General features: G+C 71.7%; 13 protein-coding genes. 7 read left to right on the top strand and 6 right to left on the bottom strand.

Annotated features, from left to right (window positions below):
- Positions 1-16 precede the first annotated feature (16 nt).
- Positions 17-862, top strand: coding sequence for an SCO4651 family lipoprotein (locus ABT114_RS08535; protein WP_351140001.1), 846 nt, complete (start codon positions 17-19; stop codon positions 860-862).
- A gap of 70 nt (positions 863-932) precedes the next feature.
- Here the strand turns inward: ABT114_RS08535 and mmsA are convergent, their stop codons facing one another.
- From mmsA to iolC, 5 genes are read right to left on the bottom strand one after another with little or no spacing between them, the layout of a single operon-like run.
- Positions 933-2,435, bottom strand: coding sequence for a CoA-acylating methylmalonate-semialdehyde dehydrogenase (mmsA, locus tag ABT114_RS08530; RefSeq protein ID WP_351139999.1), 1,503 nt, complete (start codon positions 2,433-2,435; stop codon positions 933-935).
- Between the two features lie 14 nt (positions 2,436-2,449).
- Positions 2,450-4,342, bottom strand: coding sequence for a 3D-(3,5/4)-trihydroxycyclohexane-1,2-dione acylhydrolase (decyclizing) (gene iolD, locus ABT114_RS08525; protein WP_351139997.1), 1,893 nt, complete (start codon positions 4,340-4,342; stop codon positions 2,450-2,452).
- Entirely contained in the window at positions 4,339-5,160 is an 822-nt protein-coding gene (iolB, locus tag ABT114_RS08520; protein WP_351139995.1) for a 5-deoxy-glucuronate isomerase, read from the bottom strand. Before iolB ends, iolD begins: the two co-directional genes overlap by 4 nt.
- Before the next feature lie 7 nt (positions 5,161-5,167).
- Complete coding sequence (locus tag ABT114_RS08515; protein WP_351140540.1) at positions 5,168-6,058, bottom strand: Cgl0159 family (beta/alpha)8-fold protein; 891 nt, start codon at positions 6,056-6,058, stop codon at positions 5,168-5,170.
- Between the two features lie 53 nt (positions 6,059-6,111).
- Positions 6,112-7,062, bottom strand: coding sequence for a 5-dehydro-2-deoxygluconokinase (gene iolC / locus ABT114_RS08510; protein ID WP_351139993.1), 951 nt, complete (start codon positions 7,060-7,062; stop codon positions 6,112-6,114).
- A 123-nt stretch (positions 7,063-7,185) separates the two neighbouring features.
- Here iolC and ABT114_RS08505 point away from each other — a divergent pair, with 123 nt between their 5' ends.
- The 4 genes from ABT114_RS08505 (at position 7,186) to ABT114_RS08490 (ending at position 10,521) form a co-directional block, all read left to right on the top strand.
- The gene (locus ABT114_RS08505; protein WP_351139991.1) at positions 7,186-8,103 is read left to right on the top strand and encodes a sugar phosphate isomerase/epimerase family protein; all 918 of its coding nucleotides are present in this window, start codon (positions 7,186-7,188) and stop codon (positions 8,101-8,103) included.
- A gap of 234 nt (positions 8,104-8,337) precedes the next feature.
- Positions 8,338-9,303, top strand: coding sequence for an AraC family transcriptional regulator (locus tag ABT114_RS08500; protein ID WP_351139989.1), 966 nt, complete (start codon positions 8,338-8,340; stop codon positions 9,301-9,303).
- 353 nt (positions 9,304-9,656) lie between these two features.
- Entirely contained in the window at positions 9,657-9,857 is a 201-nt protein-coding gene (locus ABT114_RS08495) for a helix-turn-helix transcriptional regulator (protein ID WP_351139987.1), read from the top strand.
- 73 nt (positions 9,858-9,930) lie between these two features.
- Positions 9,931-10,521, top strand: a complete 591-nt coding sequence (locus ABT114_RS08490; protein ID WP_351139985.1) for a GNAT family N-acetyltransferase — start codon at positions 9,931-9,933, stop codon at positions 10,519-10,521.
- Here the strand turns inward: ABT114_RS08490 and ABT114_RS08485 are convergent.
- Positions 10,502-11,545, bottom strand: a complete 1,044-nt coding sequence (locus ABT114_RS08485) for a zinc-dependent alcohol dehydrogenase family protein (RefSeq protein WP_351140538.1) — start codon at positions 11,543-11,545, stop codon at positions 10,502-10,504. The two genes, ABT114_RS08490 and ABT114_RS08485, sit on opposite strands and share 20 nt — an antisense overlap.
- Before the next feature lie 260 nt (positions 11,546-11,805).
- Between ABT114_RS08485 and ABT114_RS08480 the strand changes: the two genes are divergently transcribed.
- The gene (locus tag ABT114_RS08480; protein WP_351139983.1) at positions 11,806-12,045 is read left to right on the top strand and encodes a heavy-metal-associated domain-containing protein; all 240 of its coding nucleotides are present in this window, start codon (positions 11,806-11,808) and stop codon (positions 12,043-12,045) included.
- 92 nt (positions 12,046-12,137) lie between these two features.
- Positions 12,138-14,426 carry a heavy metal translocating P-type ATPase gene (locus tag ABT114_RS08475; RefSeq protein ID WP_502988079.1) on the top strand — a complete coding sequence of 763 codons (2,289 nt, stop codon included), beginning with the start codon at positions 12,138-12,140 and terminating at the stop codon, positions 14,424-14,426.
- The last annotated feature ends 363 nt before the right edge of the window (positions 14,427-14,789 follow it).

The following is a 14,789-nucleotide window of genomic DNA, read 5'->3' as shown; positions in this document are numbered from 1 at the left end:
CAACGGGTGGGGACAGATGAAGCTGAGGTACACGGCGGCCTGGGTGGGGTTCACGGCCGCCGCGCTGGTGGCGACCTCCGCGTGCGGCGCGGGGCAGACGGCCAAGAAGGCGGCCGACGGCGTCGCCGACAACACCGACAAGATCATGGCGGCGCTCTCCCGGGCGACCGACCGCACCGAGCAGCTCGGCTCGGCCGAGGTGAAGATGTCCACCGACATGGGCACGGGCACCCCGGTCACGATGGATGGCACGTACTCCTGGGGCGACGGATACGCGTTCGACGTCGAGATGGACACCGAGGCCGCCCAGATGCAGCAGCTGACGACCTCCCCGACGGTCCGCACGCTGTTCGTGGACGGCGCCTACTACTACGACATCGACCCGCAGTCCTCCGGCCCGCTCAAGGGCAAGGAGTGGATGAAGATCGACTCGTCGGCGATCTTCGGTGAGCAGGGCGCGCAGGCGCTCAGCGGCAGCGCCGGGGGCAGCCCGTCGGCGTCCATGAAGGGCCTCAAGTACGCCAACGACGTCGACGACCTCGGCAAGGAGACCGTCGACGGGCAGAGCACGACCCACTACAAGGCCGTGGTCGACCAGGCGCACATGGGGAAGTTCAAGGAGGCCTACGGCGACGAGAACAACCTCTTCGGCTCCATGACCGGCGGCGGCGACTCGATCACCATGGATGTCTGGGTCGGCGACAAGGACCTGCCGGTGCGCATGACGCAGAAGTTCGGGAAGGCGACGGTCACCATGGACTTCGAGAAGTTCGGCGCCACGGCCGCGGTCAAGGCGCCGCCGGCCGCTCAGGTCGGTGACGTCACCGAGGAGATCAAGAAGGCCAACGAGCAGCAGGGCTGAGCCCGGACACGACGGCGCCCCGCCCTCCCGGCACCGGGAGACGGGGCACCGCGGGCCGTACGGCTACGACTCAGTGGTTGCGCGGGAAGCCCAGGTCGACGCCCGCCGGGGCCTCGGACGGGTCCGGCCAGCGCGTGGTGACGACCTTGCCGCGGGTGTAGAAGTGCGTGCCGTCGTTGCCGTAGATGTGGTGGTCGCCGAAGAGCGAGTCCTTCCAGCCGCCGAAGGAGTGGTAGCCCACCGGCACCGGGATCGGCACGTTCACGCCGACCATGCCCGCCTCGATCTCCAGCTGGAAGCGGCGGGCGGCGCCGCCGTCCCGGGTGAAGATCGCGGTGCCGTTGCCGAAGGGCGAGCTGTTGATCAGCGCCACGCCCTCCTCGTAGGTGTCGACGCGCAGCACGCACAGCACCGGGCCGAAGATCTCGTCCTGGTACGCCTTCGCGCTGGTCGGCACCTTGTCGAGCAGCGAGATGCCGACCCAGTGGCCGTCCTCGAAGCCGTCGACGGTGTAGCCGGTGCCGTCGAGCACGACCTCGGCGCCCTCGGCCGCCGCGCCTTCGACGTACGAGGCCACCTTGTCGCGGTGCGCCTTCGTGATGAGCGGGCCCATCTCGGAGGTCGGGTCGTTGCCGGGGCCGATCTTGATCTTCTCGGCGCGCTCGCGGATCTTCTCCACCAGCTCGTCGCCGACCGAACCGACCGCGACGACCGCGGAGATGGCCATGCAGCGCTCGCCGGCGGAGCCGTAGGCGGCCGACACGGCGGCGTCCGCGGCCGCGTCCAGGTCGGCGTCCGGGAGGACCAGCATGTGGTTCTTGGCGCCGCCCAGGGCCTGGACGCGCTTGCCGTTCGCGGAGGCCGTGGTGTGGATGTAGCGGGCGATCGGGGTCGAGCCGACGAAGGAGACGGCCTTGACGTCCGGGTGCTCCAGGAGACGGTCGACGGCCACCTTGTCGCCGTGCACGACGTTGAAGACGCCGTCCGGCAGGCCCGCCTCGGCGAGCAGCTCGGCGATCTTCAGGGAGGCCGACGGGTCCTTCTCGGACGGCTTCAGCACGAAGGTGTTGCCGCACGCGATGGCGATCGGGAACATCCACATCGGGACCATCGCCGGGAAGTTGAACGGCGTGATGCCCGCGACGACGCCCAGTGGCTGCCGGATCGAGGACACGTCGACCCGGGAGGCCACCTCGGTCGACAGCTCGCCCTTCAGCTGCACGGTGATCCCGCACGCCAGCTCGACGATCTCCAGGCCGCGCGCGACCTCACCCAGCGCGTCCGAGTGGACCTTGCCGTGCTCGGCGGTGATCAGTTCGGCGATCTCGTCGCGGTGCGCGTCCAGCAGGGCGCGGAACTTGAAGAGGATCGCGGTCCGCTTGGCCAGCGACGAGGTGCCCCAGGTCGCGTAGGCGTCCTTCGCGGCGGCCACCGCGGCGTCCACCTCGTCGACCGTCGCGAACGCGACCTTCGTGGTGACCGCGCCGGTCGCCGGGTCGGTGACCGGCCCGAACGTACCCGACGCGCCTTCGACGGTCTTGCCGCCGATCCAGTGGTTGACGATCTTCGTCATGCCCAGTTGCTCCTTCACAGATGGCGGCGTCGGGTGGAGACGTGCCGTTCGTACAGCTCACGAGCCTTGACCGCCGACGATCGGGTCGCGGTCTCGGCCACAGGTACATCCCACCAGGCCTGCGCCGGAGGCGGGCCCGACACTGTGTCTGCGGTTTCGGTCTCCACGTAGACACATGTGGGAGTGTCGGCGGCCCGCGCCCGTGCGAGGGCTTCGCGCAGTTCGCGGACCGTCTTCGCGCGCAGCACGCGCATACCGAGGCTGGCCGCGTTGGCGGCGAGGTCGACGGGCAGCGGCGCCCCCGTGTACGTACCGTCGTCGGACCGGTAGCGGTAGGCCGTTCCGAACCGCTCGCCGCCGACCGATTCCGACAGGCCGCCGATGGACGCGTAGCCGTGGTTCTGCACGAGCAGCATCTTGATCGCGATGCCCTCCTGCACGGCGGTGACGATCTCCGTCGGCATCATCAGGTACGTGCCGTCGCCGACCAGCGCCCAGACCTGGCGGTCCGGCGCCGCGAGCTTCACGCCGATCGCGGCCGGGATCTCGTAGCCCATGCAGGAGTAGCCGTACTCCAGGTGGTACTGGTCGCGCGAGCGGGCCCGCCACAGTTTGTGCAGGTCACCGGGGAGGGAGCCGGCCGCGTTGATGATCACGTCGGTCTCGTCGACGAGCGCGTCGAGGGCGCCCAGCACCTGCGGCTGCGTCGGCCGTATGTCCGGCTCGTCGGCCTCGTAGCAGGCGTCGACGCGCTGCTCCCAGCGCTCCTTGTCCTCGGAGTACTCGGTGGTGTACGCGTCCGCGACCTTGTGGTCGTGCATGACCAGGGCCTCGGTCAGCTCCTCGAGGCCCCTGCGGGCGTCCGCGATCAGGGGCAGGCCGCCGAGCTTGTGGCCGTCGTAGGCGGCGATGTTGAGGTTGAGGAAGCGCACGCCGTCGCCCGTGAAGAGGGTGTGGGAGGCGGTGGTGAAGTCGGTGTACCGCGTCCCCACGCCGATCACCAGGTCGGCCGTGCGGGCCAGTTCGTCGGCGGTCGCGGTGCCGGTGTGGCCGATGCCGCCGACGTCCTGCGGGTGGTCGTAGCGCAGGGAGCCCTTGCCGGCCTGGGTGGAGGCGACCGGGATGCGGGTGGCCGCGGCGAACTCCGCGAGGGCCTCCTCGGCGCGGCTGTGGTGGACACCGCCGCCCGCGATCAGCAGCGGCCGCCGGGCGGCGCGGATCGCCCGGACCGCCTCGGCGTGCTCGGTGGGGTCGACGCCCGGGCGGCGGACCACCCAGGTGCGCTCGGCGAAGAACTCCTCCGGCCAGTCGTACGCCTCGGCCTGCACGTCCTGCGGCAGGGCGAGCGTGACGGCGCCCGTCTCCACGGGGTCGGTGAGGACGCGCATCGCCTGGAGGGCGGCCGGGATCAGCGCCTCGGGGCGGGTGATCCGGTCGAAGTACTTCGACACCGGGCGCAGACAGTCGTTGACCGACACGTCGCCCGCGTACGGCACCTCCAGCTGCTGGAGGACCGGGTCGGCGGCGCGGGTGGCGAAGATGTCGCCGGGCAGGAGCAGCACCGGCAGGTGGTTGATGGTGGCCAGCGCGGCGCCGGTGACGAGGTTCGTCGCGCCCGGGCCGATGGAGGTCGTCACGGCGTGCGTGGACAGGCGGTTCGACTGGCGGGCGTAGCCGACCGCCGCGTGCACCATGGACTGCTCGTTGCGGCCCTGGTGGTACGGCATCTCCTCGGCGTACTCGACGAGCGCCTGACCGAGCCCGGCGACGTTGCCGTGACCGAAGATGCCCCAGGTCGCTCCGATCAGCCGCTGCCGTGTGCCGTCCCGCTCCGTGTACTGGGCGGACAGGAAGCGGACGAGCGCCTGCGCGACCGTGAGCCTCGTCGTCGAGGTCGTCGAGGTCATCGGTAACCCCCTGTGCTTTCTACGTGGTCCGGATGGAAGCAGATCCGCCACTCCCGCGTCCCGCCCGGACCCGCCATGACGTTGAGGTAGTACATGGCGTGGCCGGGCTGGGCGATGGACGGGCCGTGCCATCCGTCGGGGACGAGGACGGCGTCGCCGGAGCGGACCTCCGCGAGGACGTCGGATCCGCCCTCGCGTGAGGGGAATACGCGTTGATAGCCGAACCCGTTCGGGCCGTCGATCTCGAAGTAGTAGATCTCCTCCAGCTCCGACTCCTCGCCGGGCCGGTGCTCGTCGTGCTTGTGCGGCGGGTACGAGGACCAGTTGCCGCCGGGCGTGACGACCTCGACGGCGATGAGCTTGTCGCAGTCGAAGGCATCGGCGGAGGCGAAGTTGCGCACCTGGCGGGCGCAGGTGCCGCTGCCGCGCTGCTCGACGGGAACCTCCGGCGCGGGGCCGTAGCGGGCGGGGAGTCGTCGCTCGCACTTCGCTCCTGCCAGGGCGAAGCGGCCTCCCACGCCGGAGGCGATCTGTGCCTGGACGTCGCGGGGCACGTAGGCGAAGTCGGTGACTCCGCCGAACACGCTTTCCCTGCCCAGGAGTTGGAACTCTTTCCCCTCTGTTCGCACGGTACATCCGCCTTCCAGCGGAAGCACGATCCACTCACTGTCCCCAGTGGTGAACATATGCGTACCGCCAGGCGCCAGTTCGACGATCCGCAGGCTGCTGTGGGTCCAGCCGGCCCGCTTGGGATCGATGTCGAGCGCGTAGTGCGCGTCGGCGGTGGCGCCCCGCGGGATGTACAGCTCGTCGCTCATGCGGCCCTCACAACAGTCCTACGGCGGTGTCCACGGCGGCGGCCACGTCCCCGTCCGCCGGGTACAGCAACGAACGGCCGACCACCAGGCCCTGGACGGTGGGGAGCTGGAGCGCGCCGCGCCACTTCTCGTACGCGCCGGCCTGATCCTCGACGGAGCCACCGACCTCGCCGCCGAGGAGCACGGCGGGCAGCGTGGAGGTCTCCATCACCCGGGCCATGTCGTCGGGGTTCTCGGTGACCGGGACCTTCAGCCAGGTGTACGCCGAACTGCCGCCCAGGCCGGAGGCGATGGCGATGGAGCGGGTGACGGCGTCGGCGGACAGGTCGTTGCGGAGCCGGCCGTCGGGGGTGCGGCGGCTGATGAACGGCTCGACGAAGACGGGGAGCCCGCGGGCGGCCATCTCGTCGATGGCGCGGGCGGTGGACTCCAGGGTGGTGAGGGAGCCCGGGTCGTCGTAGTCGATGCGCAGCAGCAGCTTGCCCGCGTCGAAGCCGAGGCGGTGGATGTCCTCGGGGCGGTGGCCGGTGAAGCGGTCGTCGAGTTCGAAGGAGGCGCCCTGGAGGCCGCCGCGGTTCATGGAGCCCATGACGACCTTGTGGTCGAGGGCGCCGAGCAGGAGCAGGTCGTCGAGGATGTCGGCGGTGGCCAGGACACCGTCCACGCCGGGGCGGGACAGGGCCAGGCAGAGGCGTTCGAGGAGGTCGGCGCGGTTGGCCATGGCGAGGCTGCGGTCGCCGACGCCGAGGGCGCCGCGGGCCGGGTGGTCGGCGGCGACGATCATCAGCCGGCCGGTCTCGCCGAGCAGTGGCCTGCGGGGGCGGCGGGCGGCGGCCTCGGCGATCGCCTCGGGGTGCCGGGTGCGGGTGCGGACGAGTTCGGCGACGTCCACGCGCACGGGCGCGGCTGCGGAGCCGCCCTCGTGCCGGACCTCGCCGACGCGGCCGGCCCTCACAGCACCGCTCCGGCGGTGAGCGCGGCGTCGACCTCGTCCGGCGTCGGCATCGCGGAGGAGCACTCCAGGCGGGAGGCGACGATGGCGCCGGCCGCGTTGGCGTACCGCATGGTCTTCTCCAGGCCCCAGCCGTTGAGGAGTCCGTGGCACAGAGAGCCGCCGAAGGCGTCGCCGGCGCCCAGGCCGTTGAGGACGTTCACCGGCAGCGGCGGGACCTCGGCGGACTCGCCCTCGCGGTTGACGGCGAGGACGCCCTTCGGGCCCTGCTTGACGACGGCGAGTTCGACGCCGGCGTCCAGCAGGGCGCGGGCGGCGGCGTGCGGCTCGCGCACCCCGGTGGCGACCTCCACCTCGTCGAGGTTGCCGACGGCGACGGTGGTGTGGCGCAGGGCCTCGGTGTAGAAGGGGCGGGCGGTGTCCGGGTCGGCCCAGAACATGGGGCGCCAGTCGAGGTCGAAGACCGTCGTACCGGCCTTGGCGCGGTGGGCGAGGGCCGCCAGCGTCGCCGTACGGCTGGGCTCCTCGCTCAGGCCGGTGCCGGTGACCCAGAAGATGCCTGCCTCGCGCACTGCGTGCAGGTCGAGTTCGTGGGCGTCGATCTCCAGGTCGGGTGCCTTGGGCTGCCGGTAGAAGTACAGCGGGAAGTCGTCCGGCGGGAAGACCTCGCAGAAGGTGACCGGGGTGGGCAGCCCGGGGACCGGGGTGACCCAGCGGTCGTCGACGCCGAAGCCGCGCAGGGCCTCGTGCAGGTAGGCGCCGAAGGGGTCGTCGCCGGTCCGGGTGATCACGGCCGTGCGCCGGCCGAGCCGGGCCGCGGCGACGGCCACGTTGGTGGCGGAGCCGCCGAGGAACTTCCCGAAGGCCGACACCTGGGCCAGGGGGACACCCGTCTGCAGCGGATAGAGGTCCACTCCGATCCGCCCCATGGTGATCAGGTCGTACGCCATCGGGTTCCCTTCGCTTCGGCTCCTCCTGGTTGTAGTGCCGGACCCCGAGCCCTGTCAATGTTTTGTCCAGACATTCGGACGAGAGCTTGACACCTTCTTCCCGGGGACCGCACGCTGACGGCCATGACGTCGTTGTCACCGCAGCCCTCACTCTCCCGTATCCGGATCGGTTCGGCGCCCGACTCCTGGGGCGTCTGGTTTCCCGACGACCCACAACAGGTGCCCTGGCAGCGCTTCCTCGACGAGGTCGCCGACGCCGGCTACGAGTGGATCGAGTTGGGGCCGTACGGATACCTGCCGAGCGACCCCGCCGTACTCGCCGAGGAGACCGCACGTCGCGGTCTGAAGGTATCGGCCGGAACTGTGTTCACCGGCCTCCACCACGGGCCGGACGTGTGGGACAAGACCTGGGCGCATGTCTCGGACATCGCCGCGCTGACCCAGGCGATGGGCGCCGGGCATCTGGTCGTCATCCCGTCCTTCTGGCGGGACGACAAGACCGGCGAGGTGCTGGAGCCGGACACGCTGACGCCGGAGCAGTGGCGCCATCTCACTTCCCTGACCGAGCGGCTGGGGCGGGAGGTGCGCGAGCGGTACGGGCTGGAGATCGTCGTCCACCCGCACGCCGACACCCACATCGACAGCGAGGCGAACGTCGTCCGCTTCCTCGACGGCACGGACTCCGGCCTGGTGTCGCTGTGCCTGGACACCGGGCACTACGCGTACTGCGGCGGCGACAGCGTCAAGCTGATCGAGACCTACGGCGAGCGCATCGGGTACCTGCACCTCAAGCAGGTCGACCCGGAGATCCTGGCGGAGGTGCGGGCGCGGGAGATCCCGTTCGGGCCTGCCGTGGCCCGCGGCGTCATGTGCGAACCGCCGTCCGGGGTGCCCGCGCTGGGGCCGGTGCTGGAGGCGGCGCAGAAGCTGGACGTGGACCTGTTCGCGATCGTCGAGCAGGACATGTACCCGTGCGAGCCGGACAAGCCGTTGCCGATCGCGCAGCGGACGCGGGCGTTCCTGAGGTCGTGCGGGGCATAGCCCTCCGGGGGCTCGGCCGGGCGCCTGCTCGTATGCCGGGGTCTGTGGTGGGCGAGCGCGGGTTGTGTGTGGCATAGCCCTCCGGGGGTTCGGCCGGGCGCCTGCTCGTATGCCGGGGTCTGTGGTGGGCGAGCGCGGGTTGTGTGTGGCTTGTCGCGCAGTTCCCCGCGCCTCTGAGGTGTCGCCGTTGCCGCTCGTAGCATGGGTGCCCTTCGGCTGAGTGCGGGAGGGCTGATGGCGGCGACTGCGGTGCGCAGCCGGTCAGGGCACGGTCCTGGCGGTTCCTGGGAGACCGTCGTCGCGCCACCCCATCCACGGCTGCGGCCCGGCATCATCAGCTACCGCGGGATCCGGCTGGCCCTGGACCGGCCGCGGCGCAGGCTGGAGACCCCGATCGGGGCGTCGACGCTGCTGCTGGGCTTCGCCGAGCCACTGCGGATCTCCCGTGCGGGTCGCCCGCCGGCCACCCTCGTGTCGGTGTACTCGGGGCCGACCACGACCGCGGCCGTCGGCGAGCACGGCGGCCGTATGTCCGGCATCGAGGTCCTGCTCATGCCCTGGGCCGCGTTCACGCTCTTCGGCACGCCCCAGCACGAACTGACCGACCGGGTCGTGGACCCGGACGACCTGCCGCACGCCCTGGGCGCACACCGGAACACATCGCGCTGGGCCGGTGTCGGTGAACTGGCCGCCGCGCTGGCCGCGTTACCGACCTGGGCGGACCGGTTCGGGCTGCTCGACGACGTGTTCACGCGCTGGTCGGCGGCGGGCGCACCGAGTTCGGCGCGGGTCGTGCGGGCCTGGTCGGAGCTGGTGCGGACGGGGGGTGCGATGCCGGTGACGCGGCTGGCCGAGCAGGTCGGCTGGAGCGTACGGCAGCTGGAGAACCGGTTCCGGGAGCAGATCGGGCTGGGCCCCAAGGCGGCGGCTCGGGTGCTGCGGTTGCAGCGGGCCCGGCGGCTGCTGGTGGCCGGGCGAAGTCAGGCGGAGACCGCGGCGGCCTGCGGCTTCTACGACCAGGCGCACCTCAGCGGGGAGTTCAAGGCGATGACGGGGTGCACGCCCCGTGAGTTCACCGTGGCCCGGCAGGTGCCGCCGCCCGGGTCGCCCACGGCGGACCGGATGCCCGGGGAGGCGACGAGTCTCGTCCTCGCGTCCGACCGGAGTGCGGATTTCTCCAAGACCGGCGGGCCGCACTGACGGCAGGCTGATCTTCTGGCCGTCCGCACCCGGGGGGGAGCGGCGGGGGAAGCCGGTGGGCCGGGCTCTGCGCAGAGGGTCCGGCCCACCCTGCTGCGTACGTTCCGAGAAAGTCGACGCGCCCTTCTGCGGGCCCACGTACGCCTTTGCGTCACCTCTGTCACAAACACCCCCTTCGTGTCACACATGTCACGTGTACGCGGGTCTTCCGTCACACCCCGTCGACAGGCAAGGCCCTGCCCTCACTCTCCGTCGTTCACCGGGCACAGGCTTGGTGATCGCCAGCGCAGCGCCCGGCTCCCCCGACGGCCGCCCCCGGCCGCCGCCGCGGCGCGCGCAGGGAGGTGCAACTCATGACCGACCGAAGGCTCTGGTCGTACAAGGAGATCGCGGCACACATCCAGGTGCAGCCGGACACCGTACGGTCCTACCGCAAGCACGGACTGCTGCCCCCACCCGACCACGTGGAGAGCGGCAAGCCCTACTGGTACGCCGAAACCGTCCACGCGTGGGTCGCCGCCAGGCCCGGGAACCGGGGCCGAAGAGTGGACTGACCTCGCCTCCGAAGCCCCGGAAGCCCCGGAAACCAGTTCTGTGCCCCACCTCGAGTGGGGCACAGTTCGTCGCATGGATTTCTCCGTCAAACCCGTGCTCACCGGCGAGAGGGCCCTGCTGCGGCCGTTCACCGGGAGCGACGCCGACACCATGTGGGAGATCATCGGCGACCCCGAGGTCATCCGCTTCACCTTTCCGCCGAACAGCGAACTCACCCTCGACCGGCTGCGTTCCTGGTACGGCACCCGGGATGAGCAGTCCGACCGGCTCGACCTCGCCGTCACCGACCGGACCACCGGTGAACTCGTCGGCGAGGTCGTCCTGTACGAGTGGGACCCGCACGCCCGCAGCTGCACCTTCCGCACGCTGATCGGCCCGCGCGGTCGCGGCCGGGGCCTCGGCACCGAGGCGACCCGGCTGATCGCCGGACACGCCTTCGAACAACTCGGCCTGCATCGCGTCCAGCTGGAGGTGTACGGCAACAACCCCCGGGCCCGGCGCGTCTACGAGAAGGCCGGGTTCGTGGTGGAGGGAGTACGGCGGGAGGCGGCGTTCCGGGACGGCGAATGGGTGGACGAGGTACTGATGGCGGTCCTGGACCGTGAGTGGGCCGACCACCGCGGACGGCCCGAGGACCGCTCGGTCAGCTCCACGGCTCGATGACCGTGACCCCGGCCCCAGGCGCCGTCCCCAGCGCCGCCAGCGCCTCCGGCACCGCGTCCAGCGGGATGGTCGACGTCACCAGCAGGTCGGGGCGCAGGACGCCCGCGCCGACGAGCCCGAGCATCGCTGGATAGGTGTGCGCGGCCATGCCATGGCTGCCGAGCAGTTCGAGCTCCAGGGCGATGGCGCGGGCCATCGGGACGGGGGTCGTGCCGTCCGGTGAGGGCAGCAGGCCCACCTGGACGTGCCGGCCGCGGCGGCGCAGGGAGTTCACGGAGGCCGCGCAGGTGGCCGGGGAACCGAGGGCGTCCAGGGAGAGGTGGGCGCCGCCGGCGGTGAGCTCGCGGATCGCCTCCGCCGTGTCCGCCGTGCGCACGGCGTCCACGCACTCCGCCGCGCCGAACTTCCGCGCCAGGTCCAGAGCCCGCGGCGATACGTCGACGGCGACGACCCGCGCCCCGGACGCGGCCGCGATCATCACCGCCGACAGGCCGACGCCGCCGCAGCCGTGCACCGCGACCCACTCCCCCGCCGCCACCCGGCCCTGCTGCACCACCGCCCGGAACGCCGTGGCGAACCGGCAGCCGAGGGAGGCCGCGGTCGCGAAGGACATCCCGTCGGGGACGGCGACGAGGTTCACGTCGGCGTGGTCCAGAGCCACGTACTGGGCGAAGGAGCCCCAGTGCGTGAAGCCCGGCTGGGTCTGGCGCTCACACACCTGCTGGTCGCCCGCCGCGCAGGCCGGGCAGGTGCCGCAGGCGCAGACGAACGGGACGGTCACCCGGTCACCGGGGCGCCAGGCGGTGACCCGGGGGCCCACCGCCTCCACGACACCGGCGAGTTCATGGCCCGGGACGTGCGGGAGGGTGATGTCCGGGTCGTGACCCTGCCAGCCGTGCCAGTCGCTGCGGCACAGCCCCGTGGCCGCCACCCGCACCACGACCCCGTGCTCCGCGGGCCGCGGGTCGGCCACTTCCCGCACCTCGGCCGCTTCCCCGTACCGCTCGAACATCACAGCCCGCATGCGTCCGTCCTCGCCTTCCGCCGCGTCCGAGCCCTGGAGCCGACCGCCCCGGGGATCATCGATCACCTTCGGCGGAACGCTATCCGGGCGGGCCCGCCTGGTCCCGGTCCGGGGCGGACCCCGGTGGCCGCGGCCGACCACGCTGTCGCGGCGCTCCGCGCGGACCTCCGTTGAGGAAATACCCCCTAGGGGTATAGTGTTAAGAGTATGGCCCCCCGTGGGCCCCGCAGGCCCCACACGCCTCGACGAGGAGTAACAACATGACCGCTGAGACCGATACCCCGGCTTCCGTGACCGCCGTCTACAAGGTGAGCGGGATGAGCTGCGGACACTGTGAGGGCTCCGTCTCCAGTGAGATCTCCGAGATCCCCGGCGTCAGCTCGGTGAAGGCCGTCGCCTCCAGCGGTGAGGTCACCGTCGTCTCGGCGGCCCCGCTGGGCGAGGAGGCCGTGCGCGCCGCCGTCGACGAGGCCGGCTTCGAGCTGGTCGGCAGGGCCTGAGCGGCCTCCCGTACACGTTTCCCGAGCGGGCCGCGCCGACCAGCTGATACTGGATCCGCACGGCCCGTTCCGTTCTCTGGAGTACGGACACCATGACCAGCACCGCCACACACACCCCGACAGACGCCCCCGGCGAGCCGGCAGCGACCGCCATGACCTCCGCGACCTCCGCGACCTCCGAGGTCGAGCTGCTCATCGGCGGGATGACCTGCGCCTCCTGCGCGGCCCGCGTCGAGAAGAAGCTCAACCGCATGGACGGCGTCACCGCCACGGTCAACTTCGCGACGGAGAAGGCGAAGGTCACCTACCCCGCCGGGATCCAGGTCGTCGACCTGATCGCGACCGTCGTGAAGACCGGGTACACGGCCGAGGAGCCCGCGCCGCCGGAGCCCGAGCGGCAGGAGGAGGCGCCCGCGGCGGATCCCGAGCTCGCGTCCCTGCGCCACCGCCTCCTCGTCTCCGCCGTCCTCGCCCTGCCCGTCGTGCTGCTCGCGATGGTCCCGGCGTGGCAGTTCGAGAACTGGCAGTGGCTCTCGCTCACGCTGGCCGCCCCCGTGGCGGTCTGGGGCGGGTGGCCCTTCCACCAGGCCGCCTGGACGAACCTCCGGCACGGCGCGGCGACCATGGACACGCTGGTGTCGGTCGGCACGCTGGCCGCGTTCGGCTGGTCGGTGTGGGCGCTGTTCTTCGGCCACGCGGGCATGCCGGGCATGCGGCACGGCTTCGACTTCACCCTCACCCGTACGGACGCCTCCTCGGCGCTCTACCTCGAGGTCGCCGCCGGAGTCACCGTCTTCATCCTGCTGGGCCGCTATCTGGAGGCCCGCTCCAAGCGCCGCGCCGGCGCGGCCCTGCGGGCGCTGCTGGAGCTCGGCGCGAAGGACGTGGCCGTGCTGCGCGGAGGGCGCGAGGTGCGTGTCCCGGTGGCGCAGCTGGCCGTCGGAGACCGGTTCGTCGTACGGCCCGGGGAGAAGATCGCGACCGACGGGACGGTCACCGAGGGCATGTCGGCGGTGGACGCGTCCATGCTGACGGGCGAGTCGGTGCCGGTGGACGTGGCGGCCGGGGACCCGGTGGCCGGGGCGACCGTCAACGCCGGGGGCCGGCTCGTGGTCGAGGCCACCCGGGTCGGCGCCGACACCCAGCTGGCGCGGATGGCGAAGCTGGTCGAGGACGCGCAGAACGGCAAGGCCGAGGTGCAGCGGCTCGCCGACCGGATCTCCGGGATCTTCGTGCCCGTGGTGCTGCTGCTCGCGGCTCTCACCTTCGGCGGCTGGCTCGGCGTCACCGGCGACACGGCCGCCGCCTTCACCGCGGCTGTCGCCGTGCTGATCATCGCCTGCCCGTGCGCGCTGGGCCTGGCCACGCCGACCGCGCTGATGGTCGGCACCGGGCGCGGGGCGCAGCTCGGCATCCTCATCAAGGGCCCCGAGGTGCTGGAGTCCACGCGCCGCGTCGACACGGTCGTCCTGGACAAGACCGGCACGGTCACCACCGGCCGGATGACCCTCCAGGAGGTGTACGTCGCCGACGGCGCCGACGAGAAGCAGGTGCTGCGGCTCGCGGGCGCCCTGGAGCACGCCTCCGAGCACCCCGTCGCCCGGGCGGTCGCCGCGGGCGCCGAGAAGCGGGCGGGGACACTGCCGGCGGTCGAGCACTTCGAGAACGTGCCCGGTCGGGGCGTACGCGGACGTGTGGAGGGCCACGAGGTGGCCGTGGGGCGCCTCGCCGAGCTGTCCGCCGTCCTGCCGGAGGAGTTGGCCCGTGCCAAGGACGAGGCCGAGCGGGGCGGCCGTACGGCCGTCGTGGTCGGCTGGGACGGAGCGGCCCACGGGGTCCTCGTGGTCGCGGACGCGATCAAGGAGACCAGCGCCGCGGCCGTACTGGAACTGCGCGCGCTGGGGCTCACGCCGGTGTTGCTGACCGGGGACAACCGGGCGGTGGCCGAGGCCGTGGCGCACACGGTCGGGATCGACCAGGTGATCGCCGAGGTGCTGCCCGAGGACAAGGTCGAGGTCGTACGGCGGCTGCAGGGCGAGGGACGGACCGTCGCGATGGTCGGCGACGGCGTCAACGACGCGGCCGCGCTCGCCACCGCCGACCTGGGCCTGGCGATGGGAACCGGGACCGACGCGGCGATCGAGGCGGGCGATCTGACGCTGGTGCGCGGAGACCTGCGGGTGGCCGCGGACGCCATCCGGCTGTCGCGCCGGACGCTGTCCACGATCAAGGGCAACCTGGTGTGGGCCTTCGGCTACAACGTGGCCGCGCTGCCGCTGGCCGCCGCGGGGCTGCTGAACCCGATGATCGCGGGGGCGGCGATGGCCTTCTCCTCGGTGTTCGTCGTGACGAACAGCCTGCGGCTGCGGAGTTTCCGCTGACGCGCGCCGAAGTTACCCGAGGTTACCGGGAGTTCGCCGCATCCGAAGTAAGAGTCCCCCTGGAGTCCGGCGCGAGCCTCACATAAGCTCTTCACAAGGCTTGCGCATCATCCTTACGCTTGAGCCCTGATCGGCGTATCAGGGCTCTTGCGCATCTAAGGGACATACGCAAGAGACGCAGATCACAGTGATGCGAACGTAACCATCGAAGGGATTCGAAGGTCTAAGTTGGCGATGTCAGAAAGCGTCTTGGGGGGCGCGGACTGGCATCTGAGGATGTCTTGGGGGACTTCCTCAGAGATGCGTTGCCGGGGCACGTACACCGGGGAGCTTTGAGCGGCCCTCCCAGCGTGCGTTGTCCCG

It is taken from the genome of Streptomyces sp. NPDC002088 (assembly GCF_040296605.1).
Lineage (GTDB): Bacteria > Actinomycetota > Actinomycetes > Streptomycetales > Streptomycetaceae > Streptomyces.
This window is presented reverse-complemented; position numbering and strand designations above follow the sequence as displayed.

What these genes read in the sequence shown, in the direction of transcription:
- ABT114_RS08535 (WP_351140001.1), top strand. Translation starts at nt 17, where the DNA reads ATGAAGCTGAGGTACACGGCGGCCTGGGTGGGGTTCACGGCCGCCGCG.
- ABT114_RS08500 (WP_351139989.1), top strand. Translation starts at nt 8,338, where the DNA reads ATGGCGGCGACTGCGGTGCGCAGCCGGTCAGGGCACGGTCCTGGCGGT.
- ABT114_RS08485 (WP_351140538.1), bottom strand. Translation starts at nt 11,545, where the DNA reads ATGCGGGCTGTGATGTTCGAGCGGTACGGGGAAGCGGCCGAGGTGCGG.
- ABT114_RS08495 (WP_351139987.1), top strand. Translation starts at nt 9,657, where the DNA reads ATGACCGACCGAAGGCTCTGGTCGTACAAGGAGATCGCGGCACACATC.
- ABT114_RS08480 (WP_351139983.1), top strand. Translation starts at nt 11,806, where the DNA reads ATGACCGCTGAGACCGATACCCCGGCTTCCGTGACCGCCGTCTACAAG.
- iolD (WP_351139997.1), bottom strand. Translation starts at nt 4,342, where the DNA reads ATGACCTCGACGACCTCGACGACGAGGCTCACGGTCGCGCAGGCGCTC.
- mmsA (WP_351139999.1), bottom strand. Translation starts at nt 2,435, where the DNA reads ATGACGAAGATCGTCAACCACTGGATCGGCGGCAAGACCGTCGAAGGC.
- ABT114_RS08490 (WP_351139985.1), top strand. Translation starts at nt 9,931, where the DNA reads ATGGATTTCTCCGTCAAACCCGTGCTCACCGGCGAGAGGGCCCTGCTG.
- ABT114_RS08505 (WP_351139991.1), top strand. Translation starts at nt 7,186, where the DNA reads ATGACGTCGTTGTCACCGCAGCCCTCACTCTCCCGTATCCGGATCGGT.
- iolC (WP_351139993.1), bottom strand. Translation starts at nt 7,062, where the DNA reads ATGGCGTACGACCTGATCACCATGGGGCGGATCGGAGTGGACCTCTAT.
- ABT114_RS08475 (WP_502988079.1), top strand. Translation starts at nt 12,138, where the DNA reads ATGACCAGCACCGCCACACACACCCCGACAGACGCCCCCGGCGAGCCG.
- iolB (WP_351139995.1), bottom strand. Translation starts at nt 5,160, where the DNA reads ATGAGCGACGAGCTGTACATCCCGCGGGGCGCCACCGCCGACGCGCAC.